The organism is Aeromonas sp. CA23 (assembly GCF_002587065.1).
GTDB classification, from domain to species: Bacteria; Pseudomonadota; Gammaproteobacteria; order Enterobacterales; family Aeromonadaceae; genus Aeromonas; species Aeromonas bestiarum.
Genome location: NZ_CP023818.1, coordinates 1,354,962 through 1,372,214 on the forward strand (window position 1 = coordinate 1,354,962; position 17,253 = coordinate 1,372,214).

At 57.5% G+C, this 17,253-nt stretch carries 14 protein-coding genes and 3 tRNA genes; 14 read left to right on the top strand and 3 right to left on the bottom strand.

All coding sequences use genetic code 11. The annotated features are described in order from the left end of the window. Nucleotides 1–350 precede the first annotated feature (350 nt). Nucleotides 351–2,354 carry a DNA topoisomerase III gene (locus tag CK910_RS06330; protein WP_172955253.1) on the top strand — a complete coding sequence of 668 codons (2,004 nt, stop codon included), beginning with the start codon at nt 351–353 and terminating at the stop codon, nt 2,352–2,354. 61 nt (nt 2,355–2,415) lie between these two features. On the opposite strand, the gene CK910_RS06335 is transcribed toward CK910_RS06330, so the two are convergent. Together CK910_RS06335 and CK910_RS06340 are read right to left on the bottom strand one after the other, a co-directional pair. Further along, entirely contained in the window at nt 2,416–3,771 is a 1,356-nt protein-coding gene (locus tag CK910_RS06335) for a TrkH family potassium uptake protein (protein ID WP_042870159.1), read from the bottom strand. Continuing rightward, nucleotides 3,768–4,421 (bottom strand): potassium channel family protein, encoded by a 654-nt coding sequence (locus tag CK910_RS06340; RefSeq protein WP_042870157.1) that lies wholly within the window; start codon nt 4,419–4,421, stop codon nt 3,768–3,770. Before CK910_RS06340 ends, CK910_RS06335 begins: the two co-directional genes overlap by 4 nt. Nucleotides 4,422–4,548: 127 nt before the next feature. Between CK910_RS06340 and murB the strand changes: the two genes are divergently transcribed. Both murB and birA read left to right on the top strand, forming a co-directional pair. Further along, nucleotides 4,549–5,586: a UDP-N-acetylmuramate dehydrogenase gene (gene murB / locus CK910_RS06345; protein WP_098981658.1), complete on the top strand. Its 1,038-nt coding sequence runs from the start codon at nt 4,549–4,551 to the stop codon at nt 5,584–5,586. Beyond that, a complete protein-coding gene (gene birA / locus CK910_RS06350) occupies nt 5,583–6,548 on the top strand; it encodes a bifunctional biotin--[acetyl-CoA-carboxylase] ligase/biotin operon repressor BirA (RefSeq protein ID WP_098981660.1) in 966 nt (321 codons plus the stop codon). The genes murB and birA overlap by 4 nt, the downstream gene beginning before the upstream one ends. 77 nt (nt 6,549–6,625) lie before the next feature. Here birA and coaA read toward each other — a convergent pair whose 3' ends face one another. Next, entirely contained in the window at nt 6,626–7,564 is a 939-nt protein-coding gene (coaA, locus tag CK910_RS06355) for a type I pantothenate kinase (protein ID WP_042870151.1), read from the bottom strand. Nucleotides 7,565–7,825: 261 nt separating this feature from the next. Here coaA and CK910_RS06360 point away from each other — a divergent pair. The 11 genes from CK910_RS06360 to rpoB all read left to right on the top strand — a co-directional run bounded on the left by CK910_RS06360 (nt 7,826) and on the right by rpoB (nt 17,193). Continuing rightward, a tRNA-Tyr gene (locus tag CK910_RS06360) sits at nt 7,826–7,910 on the top strand. Nucleotides 7,911–7,948: 38 nt separating this feature from the next. Further along, a tRNA-Gly gene (locus CK910_RS06365) sits at nt 7,949–8,023 on the top strand. A 172-nt stretch (nt 8,024–8,195) separates the two neighbouring features. Next, nucleotides 8,196–9,380, top strand: a complete 1,185-nt coding sequence (tuf, locus tag CK910_RS06370; RefSeq protein WP_011898272.1) for an elongation factor Tu — start codon at nt 8,196–8,198, stop codon at nt 9,378–9,380. Between the two features lie 53 nt (nt 9,381–9,433). After that, nucleotides 9,434–9,510 (top strand) — tRNA-Trp (locus CK910_RS06375). Between the two features lie 60 nt (nt 9,511–9,570). Continuing rightward, a complete protein-coding gene (gene secE, locus CK910_RS06380) occupies nt 9,571–9,942 on the top strand; it encodes a preprotein translocase subunit SecE (RefSeq protein ID WP_011707705.1) in 372 nt (123 codons plus the stop codon). A 9-nt stretch (nt 9,943–9,951) separates the two neighbouring features. Next, nucleotides 9,952–10,503, top strand: a complete 552-nt coding sequence (gene nusG, locus CK910_RS06385) for a transcription termination/antitermination protein NusG (protein ID WP_005318554.1) — start codon at nt 9,952–9,954, stop codon at nt 10,501–10,503. Between the two features lie 133 nt (nt 10,504–10,636). Then, nucleotides 10,637–11,065, top strand: a complete 429-nt coding sequence (gene rplK / locus CK910_RS06390; RefSeq protein ID WP_005318556.1) for a 50S ribosomal protein L11 — start codon at nt 10,637–10,639, stop codon at nt 11,063–11,065. Between the two features lie 4 nt (nt 11,066–11,069). After that, nucleotides 11,070–11,771 carry a 50S ribosomal protein L1 gene (rplA, locus tag CK910_RS06395; RefSeq protein ID WP_042036011.1) on the top strand — a complete coding sequence of 234 codons (702 nt, stop codon included), beginning with the start codon at nt 11,070–11,072 and terminating at the stop codon, nt 11,769–11,771. 256 nt (nt 11,772–12,027) lie between these two features. Then, nucleotides 12,028–12,528, top strand: a complete 501-nt coding sequence (rplJ, locus tag CK910_RS06400; protein WP_005318563.1) for a 50S ribosomal protein L10 — start codon at nt 12,028–12,030, stop codon at nt 12,526–12,528. A 51-nt stretch (nt 12,529–12,579) separates the two neighbouring features. Further along, nucleotides 12,580–12,942 carry a 50S ribosomal protein L7/L12 gene (rplL, locus tag CK910_RS06405; RefSeq protein WP_042036012.1) on the top strand — a complete coding sequence of 121 codons (363 nt, stop codon included), beginning with the start codon at nt 12,580–12,582 and terminating at the stop codon, nt 12,940–12,942. A 222-nt stretch (nt 12,943–13,164) separates the two neighbouring features. After that, entirely contained in the window at nt 13,165–17,193 is a 4,029-nt protein-coding gene (rpoB, locus tag CK910_RS06410; protein WP_042867349.1) for a DNA-directed RNA polymerase subunit beta, read from the top strand. The last annotated feature ends 60 nt before the right edge of the window (nt 17,194–17,253 follow it).

Genomic DNA, 17,253 nt, shown 5'->3' on the forward strand with positions numbered 1-17,253 from the left:
GATCAAATATTACCAATATAGTAGTAGCTAGGGAGAGGTAGTGGCTTGACCTCTATCATGATTTTTATTTCGTATTGTTATTTTAAATGCACTTATTATTTTGTATTTTATCATTTAATTGAATTTAATTTAACTTCAGCGCTTTTATCATCCTGTTCGCACTCGTTCGGGCCAGGTTTCATCATCTGGCTCGCATGAGCATCCTCAAGGGTAGTTGCATCCTTGACCCCGAGTCGCGGCGCTGACCGACAGCGTGCTCGCGATCACCGGATCCACGGGTGGCCGGGCTTGGGCTTTGCAAAAGGCTCGGTATATACTGTTCGCATATACAGTGTTCAGGTATGTTTGCCATGCGACTCTTTATCGCCGAGAAGCCCAGTCTGGGCCGCGCCATTGCCGATGTGTTGCCCAAGCCCCACAAAAAGGGGGAGGGCTTCATCGAGACAGCCCAGGGGGATGTGGTGACCTGGTGCATCGGCCACCTGCTGGAGCAGGCCGAGCCCGATGCCTACGACGCCGCCTTCAAGCAGTGGCGCATGGAGCAACTGCCCATCATCCCCGCCCAGTGGCAACTGGTGGCCAAGCCCAAAACCAAAACCCAGCTCACCGTCATCAAGCGGCTGATCAAGCAGGCTGACTGCGTGGTGAATGCCGGTGACCCGGACAGGGAAGGGCAACTGCTGGTGGACGAGGTGATCGATTTTCTCGGCTACCCCAAGACCAGGCCCGTGCAGCGCTGTCTCATCAGTGATCTCAACCCGCCGGCGGTGCGCCGTGCCCTCGACAAGCTCAGGGACAACAAGGAATTCGTGCCGCTGGCGGTGTCGGCGCTGGCCCGCAGTCGTGCCGACTGGCTCTATGGCATCAACATGACCCGGGCCTACACCCTGCTCGGCCGCAAGGGCGGTTGCAGCGAGCTGCTGTCGGTCGGCCGGGTGCAGACCCCGCTGCTGGGGCTGGTGGTGCGGCGGGATCTGGAGATAGAGGCCTTCGTGCCCAAGCCCTTCTACGAGGTGCTGGCCCATGTGGTGACCGAAGGTAACGAGCGCTTCAGCGCCAAGTGGCTGCCTTCCGAGGCCTGCCTGCCCTGGCAGGATGAGGAGGGGCGGGTGCTCAACCGGGCTCTGGCCGAGAAGGTCGTCAGCCGCATCAATGGCCAACCAGCCTCGGTGGAAGAGGTCGAGGAGCAGGCCCGCAAACAGGCGGCGCCGCTGCCCTACAACCTCTCCAGCCTGCAGATCGATGCCGCCAAACGCTTTGGCATGGATGCCAAGCGGGTGTTGGATGTGTGTCAGGGGCTCTACGAGCGCCACAAGCTCATCACCTATCCGAGATCCGACAGTCGCCACCTGCCGAGCGATCACTTCAACCGCGCCGCCCAGGTGCGGGAGGCCATAGCCGCGACCGCGCCGGCGCTGGCCAGGGCGGTGAGCGAGGCGGGCGGCAAGATCCGCAGCAAGGCGTGGAACGACAGCAAGGTGGATGCCCACCACGCCATCATCCCCACCGAGAAGCGTGGCAACGGGGCCAGCCTCAGCGGCGATGAGGCCAAAATATACGGTCTGGTGGCGCGCCAATATCTGCTGCAGTTCTATCCCCCATTCGAGTACAACGACAGCAAGGTGCTGCTGCGCATCGCCGGTGGCTTGTTCCAGGCCAAGGCGCGGCGGATCCTCAAGGCGGGCTGGAAGGCGCTGCTGGGGGTGGAAGAAGATGACGACGAAGAGAAGGCCGGTACCCTGCCCGCCCTGAAAGAGGGGGAGCAGCTGCTGTGCGAGCGGGGCGAGCTGCTGGAGAAGATGACCCAGGCCCCCAAGTCCTTCACCGATGCCACCCTGCTGGCCGCCATGACCGGCATAGCCCGCTACGTGCAGGACCCCGAGATCCGCAAGACACTGCGCGAGACCGATGGCCTTGGCACAGAGGCGACCCGGGCCGGCATCATAGACCTGCTGTTCAAGCGCCGTTTTCTGGTGCGCCAGGGCAAGAGCATCAAGGGCTCCCCCACCGGACGGGCGCTGATCCTGGCGCTGCCTGCCACCGCCACCACGCCGGACATGACGGCCCTGTGGGAGCAGAGCCTGGGCCAGATCGCCGAACGGCACGCCAGCTACCAGCAATTCATGGGGCCGCTGACGGAGCAGTTGAATGGCTTGATAGAGGGGGCCAGACAGGATTCAGGCGCCAGCTTCAGCGCCCTGCCCAAGGCAGCGCCTGGGGCCAGCAAGCAGCGCTTCACCCGCCGCAAGAGTGGTTCTGCATCAGCTAAAAAGAACAATAAAAAAACGTCATCAACCCCGGCTAAGCGAATAGGGCACGAGTTGGTATCAAGATGGGAGAAAATGGTGAAGTAATGGCTTGTGCGATTTTGATAAGTGAAAAGAGCGGCAATTGGCCGCTCTTTTCACTGTGTTATTAACCAGTATAGACACCCTCTTCCGGGTACTTGATGCGGGTCTCGCTCGGGCGCGCCAGCATGAAGGCCAGGGTCAGCGGGCCGAGACGGCCGCAGATCATCACCAGCACCAGAATGAGCTTGCCCGGGTCACTCAGGCCCGCGGTGATGCCGGTGGATAGGCCCACGGTGGCAAACGCCGATATGGTCTCGAACATGATCTTGTCGAAGGATTGCTGCTCAGTGATCATCAGCAGGAACATGGCCAACATCAGCACCATGGTGCTGACGATGATAATGGCCAGCGAACGGGTCACTATCTGGGGCGACAGGGTCCGGCCAAAGGCAGTGACGTGGGGGCGCTTGGTCAGGAATGCCTTGGTGGCCAGCAGCACCACCGCAAAGGTGGTTACCTTGATACCACCACCGGTAGAGGTGGCACCGGCACCGATAAACATCAGCATCATCATGAACAGCAGGGAGGCGGGTACCATCTGACCTACGTCGATGGAGTTGAAACCCGCGGTCCGCGTACTGGTGGACTGGAAGAAGGCCGCCAGCCACTGGCCCCCGAGGGAGGCCTTGCCGAGAGTGCCCGGGTTGTTGTGCTCCAGCAGCCAGAACATCAGGGTGCCGGCCAGCAACAGGGCTGGCGTCATGATCAGCATCAGCTTGCTGTGCAGCTTCAACTTGCGCCAGCGGCGGTTGCGTACCAGATCGACGATGACGGTGAAGCCAATCCCCCCCAGGATGATCAGCGCGGCTATGGTCAGGATGATGACGGGGTCGTCTCTGTAGTCCATGAGATTGTTGGCAAACAGCGAGAAGCCGGCGTTGTTGAAGGCCGATACCGCGTGGAAGAAGCTGACATAGAGGCCGCGCTCCCAGCCCATCTCGGGCACCCAGCGTATCGCCATGAGGCCGGTGCCGATCAGCTGGGCGATGAAGGCGAACAGCACTATGCGCTTCACCAGCTGAATGATGTTGACCGATCCCTCCTGGCCCAGCGCCTCCTTGGCCAGTACCTGCTGGCGCAGGCCGACCCGCTTGCTGAACATGGCGATCAGCAGCAGCGTCATGGTCATCTGGCCCAGGCCGCCAATCTCCATCAGCATGATCAGGAAGATCTGCCCCTGCAGGGTGAATACTGTGCCGGTATCCACCACGCCTAGACCGGTCACACTGATGGCCGAGGTGGCGGTGAACAGGGCGTTGACGAAGGTGACCTCGCCGTTGTGACTGGAGGGCTGCACCAGGAACAGGGTGCCGACCAGCAGTATGATCAGGAAACTGCCGAGGATCAGCTTGGCTTCGCTCCAGCGGGACTCATCATCCCGGTGCAGGGCGAAGGCGTAGCTGCTACGCCAACGTGTCATAAGGTTTCCAGCCAGTGGTCGATGGCATGCTTGTTGCCAGCCAGGATCAGGATGTCACCCAGTTGTAGCTCCATCTTGCCGGTCAGCACGTTGTGCAGCACCTGGCCACGCTTGATGGCCAGCAGTTGCAGCTCGGTCTGTTGCAGCAGGTGCAACTCGGCCAGGGTGCGGCCATTTTGCGGCAGACCTATGACGAACTCGGTCAGCACCATGTCGTGACCCAGCTCCAGGTAGTCGAACAGCCGGTTGTCCAGCATGCTCTGGGCGACCCGGCGACCCATGTCCCACTCGGGGTTGATCACCTTGTCTGCGCCGACCTTTTGCAGGATCTTGGCGTGGAACTTGTCGCGTGCCTTGACCCAGACCTTCTTCACCCCGGCTTCTTTCAGTACCAGCGTGGTGAGTATGCTGGTCTCGAGGTTGTCACCTATGGCGACGAAGACGATGTCAAAATTGGCCAGCCCCAGTTCGGCCACCGTGGCCTCATCGGTCGCATCGGCTACGACGACATGGTTGCACAGGGTGGCGATCTGACGAGTCTTGCTCTCGTCGATATCAATCGCCAGCACCTCGGCATCCTGCCGTTGCAGCTCTTCGCACAGGGCGCTGCCAAACAGCCCCAGGCCGATGACGGCAAATTGGTTGTTCATGAGTACTTCCTCAACAGTCGAAGCCGCATACTGTACTCCAGCGGATTGAGTCCGAAAAGAGGGCCAGATTTTTCGTCCTGCGGGAATATAAGGTAGACTGCTCGCTTGCCATTGTCGGGACACGCAGATGAAACTCACCCCTCACGCCTCCTTGTTGACGCTCAACACCCTCGCTCTAGATGCCCATTGTCTCTGGCTGGCGGAGGTGGAACAGGTCGACGACCTGCAGCAACTAGTGACTACCCCTGAACTGACCGACCTGCCTCGCCTGGTGCTGGGTGGCGGCAGCAATGTGCTGTTTTGCAATGATTTTGCCGGTCTGGTGGTACTCAACCGTTTGAAGGGCATCCAGCTGCAGGATGAGGGGGGGCACTGGTTGCTGCACGTGGCGGCCGGGGAAGAGTGGCATCAGCTGGTGTGCCACGCCCTGCAACAGGGATGGTACGGCCTGGAGAATCTGGCGCTGATCCCGGGCACGGTCGGCGCCGCGCCTGTACAGAACATAGGTGCCTACGGGGTCGAGCTGGCCAGCTTCTGTGCCTATGTCGAGGCGTTCAACTGGCAGAGTGGCCAGCTGGAGCGCATCGATGCCGCCGATTGTCACTTCGGCTACCGCGACAGCATCTTCAAGCACGCCTGTCAGGATTCCCATTTCATCACAGCCGTCGGCCTGCGCCTGCCCAAGGCCTGGGCGCCGGTAATGGGTTACGGCCCGCTGGCGGCGCTCGGGGATGCGCCCACCGCGCAGGCGATTTTCGATACCGTCTGTGCCACCCGCCGTGCCAAGCTGCCGGATCCCGCCGTGCTCGGCAACGCGGGCAGCTTCTTCAAGAACCCCGTGGTGACGATGGCGCTGGCCGACACGCTCAAGCAGCAATATCCGCACATGCCCTGCTACCCGGCCGGGGAAGGGCAGGCCAAGCTGGCCGCGGGCTGGCTGATAGATCAGTGCGGCCTCAAGGGCTTTGCCATCGGCCGCGCCGCGGTCCATCAGGAGCAGGCGCTGGTGCTGGTCAACCTGGGGGGCGCCAGCGCCATGGAGCTCATCGCCCTGGCGGCCCATGTGCGCGACAGTGTGGAGCAGAAATTCGGGGTGGTGCTGGAGCACGAGGTGCGCTTCATGGGCCTGACCGGTGAGACTTGGCTCGATGAGGTACTGGCATGACACTTACTCCCACCAGACAGACGCTGATCACCCTGCTCAGCGATGGCCAGTTCCACTCAGGCGAGCAGCTCGGTGAGCAGCTCGGCATCAGCCGTGCGGCCGTGAGCAAGCACATGGCTGCGCTCAAGGAGCTGGGGCTGGATCTGTTCAGTCTGACCGGCAAGGGCTATCGGCTGGCGGTGCCCATGGCACTGTACGATCAGGTGCAGTTGCAGGCGCTGGCCCCCATGGCGCCGGTGCACTGCTTCCCGGTGATCGACTCCACCAACCAGTACCTGCTGGAGCGGGTCAACCAGCTGCAGTCCGGCGAGAGCTGCCTGGCCGAGTGCCAGACCGCGGGGCGCGGTCGCCGTGGCAAGCCCTGGGTTTCCCCCTTCGGCTGCCAGCTGATCCTGAGCATGTACTGGCGACTCGAGCAGGGTATGGCGGCGGCCATGGGTCTGAGTCTGGCGGTCGGTGTGGCCGTGGTGCAGGCGCTGGAGTCGCTGGGTTATCCGGGGGTCGAGCTGAAGTGGCCGAACGATCTCTATTATCAGGGCCGCAAGCTGGCCGGCATTCTGGTGGAAATGAGCGGTAGCGCCGGCGCCAGCTGCAACCTGGTGATCGGGGTGGGCCTCAATCTGGCGATGCCGGCCCGGGAGGGCGAACGGATCGATCAGGCCTGGTCCGAGCTGCGCCACATACAACCGGAACTGGTGGATCGCAATCTGCTGGCTGCCCGCATGCTCAAGCACCTGCAACAGGCCCTGCTGACCTTCGAGCAGAGCGGCCTGGCCAGCTTTGTCGACAACTGGAACCGGCTCGATCACTTCGCCGGCCGGCCGGTGCGCCTCCTGATGGGGGATCAGGAAATTCGCGGGGTGGCTCGCGGCATAGATGATCGCGGCGCCCTGCGCCTGGAGACAAGTGAGGGGATAAAGTTCTATCTGGGGGGCGAAATCTCCCTGCGCCGGGGCGACTGAGTCCTTGTCACTGCGACAACAATGAAAGAGGGGGCCTGCGGGCCCCCTCTTCGTTCAGGTACTGTGTGCCTCGGTCATCACTTGCGCAGCTTGATCTGCTCGATGGCGTGCTCGTGGCCCTTGGTCAGGATCAGGTTGGCCCGTTCCCGGGTCGGCAGGATGTTTTCCTGAAGATTCAGATAGTTGATATCTTGCCATATGGTGTTGGCAATCTTGCTGGCTTCACTCTCCGCCAGTTTGGCGTAGTGATGGAAGTAGGAGTCCGGATCCGAGAAGGCGCCGCTGCGGAACTTGAGGAAGCGCTCGACATACCAGGTACGCAGCAACTCGGCATCGGCATCTACATAAATGGAGAAATCGACAAAATCCGACACGAAGACGCGATGGGGTTCCTGCGGGTAATCCATGCCGCTTTGCAGCACATTGAGCCCTTCCAGGATCAATATGTCCGGCTGCTCCACCACCTTCTTCTCATCGGGGATGATGTCGTAGATGAGGTGGGAGTAGACGGGGGCCTCGACCTTCTCGTGGCCGGCCCGGATATTGGCGACAAACTCCACCAGATGGCGGATGTCGTAGGATTCCGGAAAGCCCTTGCGACGCATCAGGCCGCGCTCTTCCAGCACCTTGTTGGGATAGAGGAAGCCATCCGTGGTGACCAGCTCCACCCTTGGGTGCTCGGGCCAGCGCTCCAGCAGTGCCTGCATGATACGGGCCGTGGTGCTCTTTCCCCCCGCCACGCTGCCGGCAATGCTGATGATGTAGGTGCCCTTGCCACGGGACTGGCCGAGGAACTGCTCCAGCACCCGGCTGCGGCGCTGCTTGGCCTTGACGTAGAGATTGAGCAGGCGGGAGAGGGGCAGATAGATCTCTTCCACTTCCTGCAATGACACCTTCTCGTTGATCCCGCGCAGGGTCTGCAAATCGTGTTCGGTCAGGGTCAGGGGGACAGCATCGCGCAATAACGCCCATTGTTCGCGGGTGAATTGCAGATAGGGGTTATGCTCTGTCGTCATGGTGTCATCACTGTTTCTTGGGCAGGGCGACCATACACCAAGGGGTGGGGAGCGACAAGAGACGCGGCGGATTCGAGCAGAGACTGAGTCCTTTTTTGCATGCTTCCCGGCAATAATGCACATTTTGCAAGGTGCAATGGTTGCATCCCCAAAATCCTTACAATAAAATGCGCGACGCTTGGATGTCTGTCGCCTATTTGCCCGGCAAAAGCGACGAAACAACGGGTGCAAGCAGAATTACCGTTGTGGCATTTATGCATTGGAGGGGTTCCCGAGCGGCCAAAGGGATCAGACTGTAAATCTGACGGCTCTGCCTTCGAAGGTTCGAATCCTTCTCCCTCCACCATATTTCTCTGCGGTTTGAGTTCTTTGGGTTAGAGAAATGCGGGCATCGTATAATGGCTATTACCTCAGCCTTCCAAGCTGATGATGCGGGTTCGATTCCCGCTGCCCGCTCCAAGATGCTGATATGGCTCAGGCGATACCAAGAGTCACACCTTCGGGTGAGTTCGGCAATCGAACCTGGCTGTCAGCACCAACCTCTCTTCCCCACCAGATTCAAATCCATCATATAAACTGTTCTGTGGTTAGCTTGCCACCGCGTACTCAGCGTTAGTTTAGAGGGACGATCATGTCTAAAGAAAAATTTGAGCGTAATAAACCGCACGTTAACGTGGGTACCATCGGCCACGTTGACCACGGTAAAACCACCCTGACCGCCGCCATCACCAACGTGCTGGCCAAGCACTTCGGTGGTAAAGCTTTCGCCTTCGACCAGATCGACAAGGCGCCGGAAGAGCGTGAGCGTGGTATCACCATCAACACCTCCCACGTAGAATACGACACCGCCATCCGTCACTACGCGCACGTAGATTGCCCGGGTCACGCCGACTACGTTAAAAACATGATCACCGGTGCTGCCCAGATGGACGGCGCGATCTTGGTAGTAGCTGCGACCGACGGCCCTATGCCGCAAACTCGTGAGCACATCCTGCTGGGTCGCCAGGTTGGTATCCCGTACATGATCGTGTTCATGAACAAGTGCGACATGGTAGATGACGAAGAGCTGCTCGAACTGGTCGAGATGGAAGTTCGTGAACTGCTGACCGAATATGACTTCCCGGGTGATGACCTGCCGGTAGTCCGTGGTTCCGCGCTGAAAGCGCTGGAAGGCGACGCTGCATGGGAAGAGAAAATCATCGAGCTGGCCAACCACTTGGATACCTACATCCCGGAGCCGGAGCGCGCAATTGACCTGCCGTTCCTGATGCCTATCGAAGACGTATTCTCCATCGCTGGCCGTGGTACCGTAGTTACCGGTCGTGTTGAGCGCGGTATCGTCAAAGTTGGTGAGACCGTAGAAATCGTCGGTATCAAAGACACCGTGTCTACCACCTGTACCGGTGTTGAAATGTTCCGCAAACTGCTGGACGAAGGTCGTGCAGGCGAGAACATCGGCGCGCTGCTGCGTGGTGTTAAGCGTGAAGACGTAGAGCGTGGTCAGGTTCTGGCCAAGCCGGGCTCCATCAAGCCGCACACCAAGTTTGAATCTGAAGTGTACGTGCTGTCCAAAGAAGAAGGTGGTCGTCATACCCCGTTCTTCAAGGGCTACCGTCCGCAGTTCTACTTCCGTACTACCGACGTGACCGGTACCATCGAACTGCCGGAAGGCGTAGAGATGGTAATGCCAGGCGACAACATCAAAATGGTTGTTACCCTGATTGCGCCGATCGCGATGGACGACGGCCTGCGTTTCGCTATCCGTGAAGGTGGCCGTACCGTAGGTGCTGGTGTTGTAGCTAGCGTAATCGCTTAATCTTTGGCTTACATAAATAAAGCAAAGCCCCTATAATAGGGGCTTTCTTATGTAGGGGCGTAGTTCGAATTGGTAGAACAGCGGTCTCCAAAACCGATGGTTGCGGGTTCGAGTCCTGCCGCCCCTGCCATATACCTCGTCTCGTACGGGGCTTTTGTGTCTTTGGTTACGTCAGATACAGGTGGGTTGTATGAGTGTTAGTTCTGAGAGCCAGGGCGGAAGCAAGGATACCCTGCTTTGGGGCCTGGTTTTCATCATCCTGGCGGCCGCTGTAGTAGGTAATTATCTGCTCAACGATGTTGTCGCTGCCGTCCGCGCCCTGGGTGTGGTCGTCGTCATTGCTGCTGCTGGTGCGGTAGCCCTGCAAACCACCAAGGGAAAGGCGACACTGGCATTTGCCCGTGAGTCTCGCCTGGAAGTCCGCAAGGTCGTATGGCCGACCCGTCAGGAAGCCATTCAGACAACCCTGATTGTGCTGGCGGTGACCGCCGTGATGGGGCTATTGCTGTTCATTCTGGACGGTGCCTTGGTCTGGTTGGTCAACTTGATTACCGGAGTGTAAGGATAAGCCATGACTGAACAACGTGAACAACGTATGAGATGGTATGTCGTGCAGGCATTCTCCGGCTACGAAGGCCGGGTCGCCAAGTCTTTGCGCGAACATATCAAGATGCATGGCATGGAAGACATGTTCGGTGAAGTGCTGGTCCCGACCGAAGAAGTGGTCGAGATGCGTGCTGGCCAGAAGCGCAAGAGTGAGCGCAAGTTTTTCCCGGGCTACGTCCTGGTTCAGATGCTCATGGATGAAACCACATGGCACCTGGTGCGTAACGTACCGCGTGTGATGGGTTTCATCGGTGGCACCTCTGATCGTCCTGCTCCTATCTCTGATAAGGAAGCGGATGCCATCCTGAATCGTCTGCAAGATGCCCACGACAAGCCGCGTCCGAAAACCCTGTTTGAACCGGGTGAAATGGTGCGGGTTGCCGACGGTCCGTTCGCCGACTTCAACGGTACCGTTGAAGAGGTGGACTACGAGAAGAGCCGCGTGAAGGTCTCTGTTTTGATCTTCGGGCGCTCAACGCCGGTAGAACTGGATTTTGGTCAGGTCGAAAAGGGCTGATTAAACTCTGTACGTTAACGGTTGTCAGGGGCAGCGAATGTCACTATAATTCGCTGCCCCTTTATTAGTTGGGGAGCCGTTTGCAGGAGCATGTCTCCGAGGCGCTAGAACCCATTTCTGAGGTATTTTTCTAATGGCTAAGAAAGTCACAGCTTATATCAAGCTGCAAGTTAAGGCTGGCAGTGCTAACCCCAGCCCTCCCGTTGGTCCTGCTCTGGGTCAGCACGGTGTAAACATCATGGAATTCTGTAAGGCGTTCAACGCTCGTACAGAGAAGCTGGAAAAAGGCTCACCGACTCCGGTCGTGATCACCGTTTACAGCGACCGTTCCTTCACCTTCGAAACCAAGACTCCGCCTGCTGCCTTCCTGCTGAAGAAAGCTGCCGGGATCCAGTCTGGTTCGGCCAAGCCGAACAAAGACAAGGTTGGTAAGGTGACTGTTGCCCAGCTGCAAGAAATCGCCAAGACCAAAGAGCCGGATATGACCGGTGCCGATCTGGATGCAAAAGTACGTTGCATCGCAGGCTCCGCTCGTTCCATGGGCCTGGTAGTGGAGGATTAAGACAATGGCAAAACTTTCCAAGCGTATGCGCGTTATTCGCGAAAAAGTTGACGGTACCAAAGAGTACTCCATCAACGAAGCCATTGCCCTGCTGAAAGAACTGGCTACCGCCAAGTTCGTTGAAAGCGTTGACGTTGCTGTCAACCTGGGTATCGATGCTCGTAAATCTGACCAAAACGTTCGTGGTGCTACTGTACTGCCGCACGGTACCGGTCGTGATGTACGTGTTGCCGTATTCACCCAGGGTGCCAACGCCGAAGCTGCCAAAGCTGCCGGTGCTGAACTGGTTGGTATGGATGACCTGGCCGATCTGGTCAAGAAAGGCGAGATGAACTTCGACGTCGTGATCGCATCCCCGGATGCCATGCGTGTTGTTGGTCAACTGGGTCAAATCCTGGGCCCACGTGGCCTGATGCCGAACCCGAAAGTCGGTACTGTAACCCCGAACGTTGCTGAAGCTGTGAAGAATGCCAAAGCCGGTCAGGTTCGTTACCGTAATGACAAGAATGGTATCATCCATACCACTCTGGGTAAGGTTTCTTTCGACGAAGTACAGCTGAAAGAAAACTTGGAATCACTGCTGATTGCCCTGAAAAAGGCTAAGCCGTCTTCCGCCAAAGGTATCTTCATCAAGAAAGTCAGCATCTCCACCACCATGGGTGCAGGTGTCGCCGTAGACCAAGCTTCTCTGGAAGCTCAGGGCTAATTGATGAGTTTTACAAGGCGCAAAATTTAATCTATAATTTTGCGCCTTGATTGGTTGGGGGCTTCGACCTCCGTCCAAGACCGCAGGAGGCTGCAAAGCCTTAATCCTTCCTGCGTAGACGGTGCCGGAAACCCAGCGAGAAAGATTCTTTCTCTTCTGGAATCCTGCTACCGCATCGTTCCCCTCTGTTGTGAAGGTAGGGGGGATGTGTCAGTACTGAGTCATGAGACTCAGATTCAATCCAGGAGTTAAGCCAATGGCATTGGGACTCGAAGACAAAAAGGCAATTGTTGCTGAAGTCAACGAAGCTGCCAAAGGCGCCCTGTCCGCAGTTGTAGCCGATTCTCGCGGCGTGACTGTAGACAAGATGACCGTCCTGCGTAAAACCGCTCGTGAAGCCGGTGTGTACATGCGCGTTGTGCGTAACACCCTGCTGCGTCGTGCGGTTGAAGGTACCGAATTCGCGTGCCTGAACGACGTATTGACTGGTCCTACCTTGATTGCTTTCTCCAACGAACACCCGGGCGCTGCCGCTCGTCTGTTCAAAGAGTTTGCCAAAGCGAACCAAAAGTTCGAAATCAAGGCCGGCGCTTTTAACGGTGAGTTTATCGCCGCAGCACAAATTGATCGTCTGGCCACGCTGCCGACCTACGACGAAGCAATTGCGAAGTTGATGGCGACTATGAAAGAAGCCTCTGCTGGCAAGCTGGTTCGTACCATCGCTGCTGTGCGTGATCAGAAACAAGCTGCTGCTTGATTCTCGCCTATTTAGGCTGTTTGAGTTTATTCAACATCAGGAATTTTTGTCATGTCTATCACTAAAGACCAAATCATCGAAGCCGTTGCTTCCATGTCCGTAATGGAAGTTGTTGAGCTGATCGAAGCTATGGAAGAGAAGTTCGGCGTTTCTGCCGCTGTTGCTGTTGCTGCCGGTCCGGCTGCTGAAGCAGTAGAAGAGAAAACCGAGTTCGACGTAGTTCTGACTGCTGCTGGCGCCAACAAAGTTGCCGTCATCAAGGCCGTTCGTGCCGCTACCGGTCTGGGCCTGAAAGAAGCCAAGGACCTGGTAGAAGCCGCTCCTGCCAACCTGAAAGAAGCCGTCTCCAAAGACGAAGCTGAAACTCTGAAGAAGCAGCTTGAAGAAGCTGGTGCTTCTGTTGAGATCAAATAATCTGCATTTATGTAGATTAGCCTGATAAAACAGGCTAGGGCTGGTGAATATTTGTTCACCAGCCTTTTTGCGCTGTAGACTGAGAGCATTTCACACCGTTTACGACTCTCGGTGCACCAGCAATCCGGACCGTTTCATCGTCCGGGCCAACACAAAACGGTGTTGAGACAGAGCTGTCCCGCGGGACAGAGTGGGTCACTTATCAGCGAGCTGAGGAACCCTATGGTTTACTCTTATACCGAAAAAAAACGCATTCGTAAGGACTTCGGTAAGCGAGACCAGGTACTGGACACGCCTTATCTGTTGTCCATTCAGCTGGACTCCTTCAAGCAGTTCATCGAGGCTGACCCGGAAGGTGAATACGGCCTAGAGGCCGCTTTCCGTAGCGTTTTCCCGATCACCAGTTACTCCGGTAGTGCTGAGCTTCAGTATGTCAGCTATCGCCTGGGTGAGCCGGTATTTGACGTAAAAGAATGCCAGATCCGTGGAGTGACCTACTCCGCGCCGCTGCGTGTCAAGCTTCGTATGGTTCTATACGATCGTGAAGCAGCTGCCGGCACCGTCAAAGACATCAAGGAACAAGAAGTATACATGGGCGAAATTCCGCTCATGACCGAGAACGGCACCTTTGTTATCAATGGTACCGAGCGGGTAATCGTCTCCCAGCTGCACCGTAGCCCGGGCGTCTTCTTTGACCACGATAAAGGCAAAACCCATTCATCCGGTAAGGTACTGTATAACGCCCGCGTTATCCCCTACCGTGGCTCCTGGCTGGACTTCGAGTTCGATGCGAAAGACAACCTGTTTGTCCGTATCGACCGTCGTCGTAAATTGCCGGCTTCCATTATTCTGCGCGCCCTGGACTTCAGTTCCGAAGAAATCCTGGCCAACTTCTTCGAGACCATAGGTTTCGAAGTGAAAGATGGCAAGTTGATGATGGATCTGGTGCCCGAGCGCCTGCGTGGTGAAACTGCGACCTTTGACATCGTGGCCAATGGCGCCGTGGTGGTTGAGACCGGTCGTCGTGTGACTGCGCGTCACATCCGTCAGTTGGAAAAGGATGCCGTTACCCAGATTGAGGTACCGGTTGAGTATGTTGTTGGCAAAGTTGCTGCCAAGAACTACGCACATCCGCAAACTGGCGAAATGGTAGTGACTGCCAACCAGGCATTGAGCCTGGAAGCGGTTGCCAACCTCTCCCAAGCCGGCTTCAAGCACTTCGAGGTTCTGTTCACCAACGAACTGGATCACGGTGCCTACATGTCCGAGACCCTGCGTATCGACTCCAGCTCCAGCCGTTTGGAAGCGCTGGTCGAAATCTATCGCATGATGCGTCCGGGCGAGCCGCCTACCCGTGAAGCTGCAGAACAGCTGTTCGAGAACCTGTTCTTCTCTTCCGAGCGTTACGACCTGTCTACCGTAGGTCGGATGAAGTTCAACCGTCGTCTGTCCCGTGAAGACGAGACAGGCGCTGGCACTCTGACCAAAGACGACATAGTCGAAGTCATGAAGCGCCTGATCGACATCCGTAACGGCAATGACGAAGTGGACGATATCGACCACTTGGGTAACCGTCGTATCCGTTCTGTCGGTGAAATGGCTGAAAACCAGTTCCGCGTCGGTCTGGTGCGTGTCGAGCGTGCGGTCAAGGAGCGTCTCTCCCTGGGCGACCTGGACACCCTGATGCCGCAGGATCTGATCAACGCCAAGCCGATCTCCGCCGCAGTCAAAGAGTTCTTTGGTTCCAGCCAGCTGTCTCAGTTCATGGACCAAAACAACCCGCTGTCCGAAGTCACCCACAAGCGCCGTATCTCTGCGCTGGGCCCGGGCGGTTTGACGCGTGAGCGTGCCGGTTTTGAAGTCCGAGATGTGCACCCGACTCACTACGGTCGTCTGTGCCCTATCGAGACTCCTGAAGGTCCGAACATCGGTCTGATCAACTCTCTGTCCGTGTACTCTCGTACCAACGAGTACGGTTTCCTCGAGACCCCGTACCGTAAAGTCATTGACGGTGTGATCACCGACGAGGTGGACTACCTGTCCGCCATCGAAGAAGGCAAGTACGTGATCGCACAGGCTAACGCCGCGACCACCGAAGATGGCCGTCTGAAAGATGAATTGATCCCGTGCCGCCACAAAGGTGAATCCACCTTTATGAACGCCGACCAGATCCAGTATATGGACGTGAGCCCGCAGCAGATCGTATCTGTGGCAGCGGCCCTGATCCCGTTCCTGGAACACGATGATGCTAACCGAGCCCTGATGGGTTCGAACATGCAACGTCAAGCCGTACCGACTCTGCGTGCCGACAAGCCGCTGGTAGGTACCGGTATGGAACGCGCCGTGGCCGTTGACTCCGGTGTAACCGTAGTGGCCAAGCGTGGCGGCATGATCGACTACGTCGATGCCTCCCGTATCGTTATCAAGGTCAACGAAGATGAACTGCTGCCTGGCGAAGCCGGCATCGACATCTACAGCCTGACCAAGTACACCCGTTCCAACCAGAACACCTGTATCAACCAGCGTCCTTGCGTGATGTTGGGTGAGCCGGTCATGGCCGGTGACGTGGTTGCTGACGGTCCGTCTACCGATCTGGGCGAACTGGCGCTGGGCCAAAACCTGCGCGTCGCGTTCATGCCGTGGAACGGTTACAACTTCGAAGACTCGATTCTGGTGAATGAGCGTGTTGTTCAGGAAGATCGCCTGACCACCATCCATATCCAGGAACTGGCCTGTATCTCCCGTGACACCAAGCTGGGTCCGGAAGAGATCACTGCCGACATCCCGAACGTGGGAGAAGCCGCTCTGTCCAAGCTGGACGAGTCCGGTATCGTCTACGTGGGTGCCGAAGTGAAGGGCGGCGACATCCTGGTCGGCAAGGTAACACCGAAAGGTGAAACCCAGCTGACCCCGGAAGAGAAGCTGCTGCGCGCCATCTTCGGTGAGAAGGCCTCCGATGTGAAGGACTCCTCCCTGCGTGTGCCGAACGGTGTGTACGGTACCGTGGTTGACGTGCAAGTCTTTACCCGCGATGGCGTGGAAAAAGACAAGCGCGCCAAAGAAATCGAAGAGATGCAGCTGAAGGAAGCGAAGAAGGACTTGACCGAAGAGTTCAAGATCCTGGAAGACGGCATTTTCGGCCGCTCCCGCAACCTGCTGCTGGCCGCCGGTTACAGCGAAGATCGTCTGAACAAGCTGGATCGTACCAAGTGGTTTGAATTGGCCATCGAAGATGAAGCCAAGCAGATCGAGCTGGAACAGATCGCCGAACAGCACATCGAGCTGAAAGCCGACTTCGACAAGAAGTTCGAGAACAAGCGTCGCAAGATTATCCAGGGTGATGATCTGGCGCCGGGCGTACTGAAAATCGTCAAGGTTTACCTGGCAGTCAAGCGTCGCATCCAACCGGGTGACAAGATGGCGGGCCGTCACGGTAACAAGGGTGTTATCTCCAAGATCTGCCCGGTCGAGGATATGCCTCATGACGAATACGGCCGTCCGGTCGATATCGTACTGAACCCCTTGGGCGTACCGTCCCGTATGAACATCGGTCAGATCCTCGAAGTGCACTTGGGCCTCGCGGCCAAGGGCATCGGCGAGAAGATCGACCGCATGATCAAGGAACAGCGCGCGCTGCACGAGATGCGTGACTTCCTGCAACAGGTCTATGACCTGGGCGAGAAAGACACCAAGCAAGTGGACATCGCCGAGCTGTCTGACGACGACGTACGTACCCTGGTGGGTAACCTGCGCAAGGGTCTGCCGGTCGCTACACCTGTCTTTGATGGTGCCAAAGAGCACGAAATCAAGGCCTTGCTGAAGCTGGCCGATCTGCCGGAATCCGGTCAGATCTCCCTGTTCGACGGTCGTACCGGCAACGCTTTCGAGCGTAAGGTCACCGTGGGTTACATGTACATGCTGAAGCTGAACCACCTGGTAGACGACAAGATGCATGCGCGTTCTACCGGTTCTTACAGCCTGGTTACCCAGCAGCCGCTGGGTGGTAAGGCGCAGTTCGGTGGTCAGCGTTTCGGTGAGATGGAAGTGTGGGCCCTGGAGGCTTACGGTGCGGCATATACCCTGCAGGAAATGCTGACCGTCAAGTCTGACGATGTGAATGGCCGTACCAAGATGTACAAAAACATCGTGGATGGCGACCACCGTATGGAGCCGGGCATGCCCGAATCCTTCAACGTACTGTTGAAGGAAATCCGCTCTCTGGGTATCAACATCGAGCTGGACGAAGAGTAAGAGCTCGCTCTTATTGTTCGAGAATTGACGTGGGCGCCCTGCTGCTTTGGCAGTAGGGCG

Bases quoted from the DNA above. Each gene is read 5' to 3' on its own strand.
- CK910_RS06330 (WP_172955253.1), top strand. From the start codon at position 351: ATGCGACTCTTTATCGCCGAGAAGCCCAGTCTGGGCCGCGCCATTGCC.
- CK910_RS06335 (WP_042870159.1), bottom strand. From the start codon at position 3,771: ATGACACGTTGGCGTAGCAGCTACGCCTTCGCCCTGCACCGGGATGAT.
- CK910_RS06340 (WP_042870157.1), bottom strand. From the start codon at position 4,421: ATGAACAACCAATTTGCCGTCATCGGCCTGGGGCTGTTTGGCAGCGCC.
- murB (WP_098981658.1), top strand. From the start codon at position 4,549: ATGAAACTCACCCCTCACGCCTCCTTGTTGACGCTCAACACCCTCGCT.
- birA (WP_098981660.1), top strand. From the start codon at position 5,583: ATGACACTTACTCCCACCAGACAGACGCTGATCACCCTGCTCAGCGAT.
- coaA (WP_042870151.1), bottom strand. From the start codon at position 7,564: ATGACGACAGAGCATAACCCCTATCTGCAATTCACCCGCGAACAATGG.
- tuf (WP_011898272.1), top strand. From the start codon at position 8,196: ATGTCTAAAGAAAAATTTGAGCGTAATAAACCGCACGTTAACGTGGGT.
- secE (WP_011707705.1), top strand. From the start codon at position 9,571: ATGAGTGTTAGTTCTGAGAGCCAGGGCGGAAGCAAGGATACCCTGCTT.
- nusG (WP_005318554.1), top strand. From the start codon at position 9,952: ATGACTGAACAACGTGAACAACGTATGAGATGGTATGTCGTGCAGGCA.
- rplK (WP_005318556.1), top strand. From the start codon at position 10,637: ATGGCTAAGAAAGTCACAGCTTATATCAAGCTGCAAGTTAAGGCTGGC.
- rplA (WP_042036011.1), top strand. From the start codon at position 11,070: ATGGCAAAACTTTCCAAGCGTATGCGCGTTATTCGCGAAAAAGTTGAC.
- rplJ (WP_005318563.1), top strand. From the start codon at position 12,028: ATGGCATTGGGACTCGAAGACAAAAAGGCAATTGTTGCTGAAGTCAAC.
- rplL (WP_042036012.1), top strand. From the start codon at position 12,580: ATGTCTATCACTAAAGACCAAATCATCGAAGCCGTTGCTTCCATGTCC.
- rpoB (WP_042867349.1), top strand. From the start codon at position 13,165: ATGGTTTACTCTTATACCGAAAAAAAACGCATTCGTAAGGACTTCGGT.